Raw genomic sequence first — 4826 nt, 5'->3', positions numbered from 1 at the left:
ACCGAGATCTACACTGGAAATCTCGTCGGCAGCGTCAGATGTGTATAAAAGACAGATTTCCGGTTGTATGAAAAGCTCGCTGGTATGACCGGTACCGCGGCTACCGAAGAAGAAGAATTTTATTCGATTTACAAACTCGAAGTGGTCATTATTCCGACAAATAGACCGATGATTCGCAATGATCACGACGACTTAGTGTACAAGACCAGAGCCGAAAAATACGATGCCGTAGTCGAACATGTCGCAAGATTAAACGATGAAGGCTTGCCGGTTCTTATTGGAACAGTGTCGGTTGAAGTTTCGGAGCTGCTCTCCCGTTTTCTGAGCCGAAAAGGGGTAAAGCACAACGTATTAAATGCGAAGCAGCATCAGCGGGAAGCTGAAATCGTTTCCTTAGCCGGACAGCCCGGTGCGGTAACCATTGCGACCAATATGGCAGGTCGTGGAACCGACATCAAACTGGGTGACGGCGTCATCCGCACTGAGGGCGGAAAGAAAGTCGGCGGTTTGCAAATCATCGGCACCGAGCGTCATGAATCGCGGCGGATCGACCGGCAGTTGCGCGGTCGAGCCGGTCGTCAGGGCGACCCCGGCGACACCGTATTCTATATGTCACTTGAAGACAACTTGATGAGGCTTTTCGGCAGCGACCGGATTGCCGGTGTGATGGATCGCCTAGGAGTCGAAAAGGGTGAAGTGATCACCCATTCGCTGATAACCCGGTCAATTGAAAAAGCGCAGAAGCGGGTCGAAGCTTACAACTTTGGGATTCGAAAGCAACTGCTCGAGTATGACGACGTCATGAACCAGCAGCGCGAAGCCATCTATGGCATGCGCCGCAAACTGTTGTTTGGTGGAGATCCTTTCGAAACACTGGAGACGATGTTAGGCAATTGGTGCGAAGACGTTGTCGAACAGAACACCGAAAAGAATGTCAGTCCTCACGAATGGGATTGGGATGCGATTGCGTTAAAGGGCTCGCGTATCCTCGGCGTCGATTTGAACTTCACACCTGACGAACGTGACTTAATGATTCAAGACGAATTGCGCGAAAAAATCATCGAGCGGGCGAAGCGCCGGTTAGAACGCCGAAAGCAATCTATCGGTGAAGAGCCATTTAAGGGATTTGTCCGGTTTGTACAGTTACGGGTTATCGACGATAAATGGCGTGATCACCTTGCGAATATGGATCGCTTGAAGGAAGGCGTTGGGCTTCGCGCCTACGGTCAAAAAGACCCCCTCATCGAGTACAAGAAAGAGGGTTTCGATCTGTTTCAGCAGATGTTTGGCGAAATTGACGAAGAAGCGACAAAAATTATCTTCCGGGCGGAAATTCAGGTTGAGCAACCAGAGCCCCCGCCACGCCGACCGGAGCGGATGCAGCTACTACACAACGACGCTACGAATCTTGGTTTCACGTCGGTGGCACAGGGCGGATCGGGATTTTCCGAACCGACTGTGTCCGGTGGTGCGGATGCTCCGACGCGACAGCCGCGAGCAATCCAACCGGAGACAGCGATGGATGGCGACCGGGTTGTATCAAAACCAATAACCCGCGATCAACCAAAAGTGGGAAGAAACGATCCTTGCCCTTGCGGTTCCGGGAAAAAGTATAAGAATTGCCACGGGGTGAATGGGTGAGCCTTGTTGCTACCGAGCATCGTTTTATGCCAATGTGATGTGTTTGACAACACATTTTAATCGTAGGAATCGAGTAGATTGTCTCGGTGTGTAAATCATACGGATTGAATTGTAGTCAGAATGAACAGAAATATTATGGAAGCGTTGGCGGTCGTATTGACCGAACTGCAGCGGGGTAACCTCACCGCCGAAGAGATGAGCATGCTTTCGGAGTTGCTCACCCGACAAGGGTTTACGCCGCAGGAAATCACCGCCGCGATGGATTTGTTGCAACGCCGGCCGGAAGCGATGGCGCGCTCAATTGGAACCGCCCTCCCTTTGCGGCAGCCGAATCCTGGTGCATGGCGGGTTTTAACAAAATTTGAACGTTCGATGATGACGCCGGAAGCGGAAGGGTTGCTGCAACAAATGCAACGAACCAGTTTAGTCACCCCGTTCGATGTCGATTCGATTCTCGATGAGATTGCCCGGGAAGAGACATTACCGATTAATCGAGACGATTTACTGGAATTGATGACCGAGATATTGTTAGAAAAGCCGCAGGGAGAATTGGGTGAGTAATACTTCGCCGACAATAATCATTGTTGAATCGCCTACTAAAGTCAAGTCACTCGAGAAGTATCTCGGCAGCGGCTATAAAACCTATGCATCGGTGGGACACATCCGCGACTTACCTTCTACCGGTTTAGGCGTCGATCTCAAGAATCTTTTCACACCGGATTACCAAGTAATCCCCGGTAAAGAGAAAATTGTCAACGAATTGCGCAAAGCGACCAATGGGAAAAATGTGCTGCTGGCGACTGACCCTGACCGTGAAGGGGAAGCGATTGCGTGGCACATCGCCGAATTGATACAAGACAAAGCGTTGTCGTTGGCGCGGGTCGAATTTGAAGAAATCACCAAATCGGCGATTCTGAATGCGATCAAACATCCCCGCGAAATCGATTTGAACCGGGTTGACGCGCAACAGGCGCGCCGGGTACTCGACCGGTTGGTTGGTTACTTAGTCAGTCCATTGCTTTGGAAGACTATAAAAACAGGTATCTCTGCCGGACGTGTGCAATCAGTTGCGTTGCGGTTGGTGTGCGAACGCGAAGAGGAAATTCTTGCATTTATCCCCGAAGAATATTGGAATGTTGAAGCGATTTTTGCCGTCGGTACCGGGGAAGTAAAAACCAAACTGGTCACATGGGACGGTGAAAAAGCCGAGCGGTTGCCGGCAGTGACTGCGCCACTCGTCGTCGAGTATTGTGAAGGGCATACCGGTAAGGTTCTGAAAGTCGAAACGAAATCGGTGAAGAAAACACCACCGCCGCCGTTTACTACTTCCACTTTACAGCAAGCTGCATCAAGTAAAATGGGTTTTGGCGTTCGCCGGACGATGACAGTCGCTCAACAGCTGTATGAAGGGGTTGAGCTGCCGGGCGAGGGGCCGGTCGGTTTGATTACCTATATGCGTACCGATTCGGTACGGCTTGCCAGCGAAGCAGTTTCAGCGTTGCGCACACAGATTCAAAATTCCTATGGGAAAGAGTATGTACCGGAGCATCCCCGGCAATACAAGACGAAATCCGATGCACAGGATGCCCACGAGGCAGTTAGACCGACTGATCCTTCCCGCCATCCGAACGATGTTCGCGAACATCTTACCAACGAACAAGCGAAATTATATGATATCATTTGGCGGCGGACGATGGCATCGCAAATGGAAGCGGCGCGCTTTGAGCGGCAGTCGGCTGACATCGCGGTGCGTGACCGGGCGGTGTTCCGAGCCAATGGACAACGGTTGTTGTTCGATGGCTTCCTGAAATTGTATGGTCGCGACGATGAAGAAGAGGAAGGCGGCTTGTTGCCGGACGGCTTACTCGAAAAAGCAATTTTACCATTATTGCAAATCATTCCGTCGCAACACTTCACCGAACCGCCGGCGCGTTTCAGCGAAGCGACTTTGGTGAAAGAGTTGGATGAATTGGGAATCGGACGTCCCTCGACCTATGCTTCCATCGTCCAAACCTTGCTCGACCGTGAATACGCATTACGCTACGAGAAAAAATTGCAACCGACGCCGCTGGGACGAGTGGTCAATCGTTTGCTGGTAGGTGAATTCCCCGATTTATTCGATGTCGAGTACACTGCGAAAATGGAAAGTGAACTCGATGAAATCGCCGAAGGGAAAGGGGAATGGCAGAATGTCATCGGGGAACTGTATCGTCCGCTGGAAAAGAAACTGGCATCGGCACAGACACCGGAACACCTGAAGACGTTGCGCGATGCGGCATTTCTCCCCTCTACCGAAGTTTGTCCGAATGGACACCCGGCGATGCAACTGCGGATTGGTCGCTTCGGTGCATATCTCCGGTGCAGTGAATGCAGCGCGACGAAGAATCTTTCCTCGATTGCCAATGGCGCTGCGGCGGCAGAAGTACCGGAAGAGTTGTTGTCGGAACCGTGCGAGAAGTGCGGCTCTAAAATGGTCGCGCGGCAAGGGAAATTCGGCGCATTTTTGGGTTGCAGCAATTATCCGAAATGCGATAACATCCGCCGGTTACCCTCCAATGTTACCGTTGGCACAACCGATGAGAAAAAGAAAAGGACTATCGATGTAACGCCGGAAGATGTGGGGATTACTGGATGTCCGGTGTGCGGTTTACCGATGGCGGCACGGTTGGGAAGATTTGGACCGTTCTTCTCGTGTTCGACCTATCCGAAATGCAACGGCATTGTCAACATTCGGAAGGATAAAACCGGTGCATATAAAGCAGTAACGCCGCGTCCGAAAGAGCCGGGCAGTGAGAAATCCACTCACAAGAAAACCGGGACGACAAAGAAATCAACCGTTAAACCAACGGCAAAGACGCCCGCGAAACCGGCTGTAAAACCGGCAGTTAAGAAAGCCGTGAAGGCAACCGCCAAACCGGCAACGAAAGCGAAATCGTCGAGCAAACCGGCGACGAAACAGGCGACTTCGTTAAAACGAGCGGCAAAGCGATCTTCCTAATTATTTTTCCATAATGCTTACGCCGCCTTGCATGTTCGAGGCGGCTTTCCCATCTTTAAGAAAGAATCTATTCATCCGAATGCCTTGCGGGAATAGAAATCACGAAACCGAATTTCTACCCGAAAAAACATGGGAAGGAAGTCGGATTCAATGTAGCTTTACTTGATACTCTCGAGCAGGATAGTAC

General features: G+C 51.1%; 2 protein-coding genes and 2 pseudogenes. All 4 read left to right on the top strand.

Annotated elements, in window-relative coordinates; genetic code table 11:
* The first annotated feature begins 666 nt into the window (after positions 1-666).
* The 4 genes and pseudogenes from secA (at position 667) to topA (ending at position 4639) form a co-directional block, all read left to right on the top strand.
* Positions 667-1317 (top strand): annotated as a pseudogene (secA, locus tag OEM52_14005) (preprotein translocase subunit SecA).
* A 210-nt stretch (positions 1318-1527) separates the two neighbouring features.
* A pseudogene (locus tag OEM52_14000) lies at positions 1528-1641 on the top strand (SEC-C metal-binding domain-containing protein).
* 120 nt (positions 1642-1761) lie between these two features.
* On the top strand, positions 1762-2202 hold the full coding sequence (locus tag OEM52_13995) for a DUF494 family protein (protein MDK9701248.1): 441 nt from the start codon (positions 1762-1764) through the stop codon (positions 2200-2202).
* Complete coding sequence (topA, locus tag OEM52_13990; protein MDK9701247.1) at positions 2195-4639, top strand: type I DNA topoisomerase; 2445 nt, start codon at positions 2195-2197, stop codon at positions 4637-4639. The genes OEM52_13995 and topA overlap by 8 nt, the downstream gene beginning before the upstream one ends.
* Positions 4640-4826 lie beyond the last annotated feature (187 nt).

Source organism: bacterium (assembly GCA_030247525.1).
In the GTDB taxonomy this organism is placed as follows: Bacteria; Electryoneota; JAOADG01; order JAOADG01; family JAOADG01; genus JAOTSC01.
The sequence above is the reverse complement of the archived record's forward strand: the minus strand, read 5'-3'. Positions and strand labels throughout refer to the sequence as shown.

Excerpts from the sequence above, each read along its gene's own strand:
- OEM52_13995 (MDK9701248.1), top strand. The coding sequence starts at position 1,762 with ATGAACAGAAATATTATGGAAGCGTTGGCGGTCGTATTGACCGAACTG.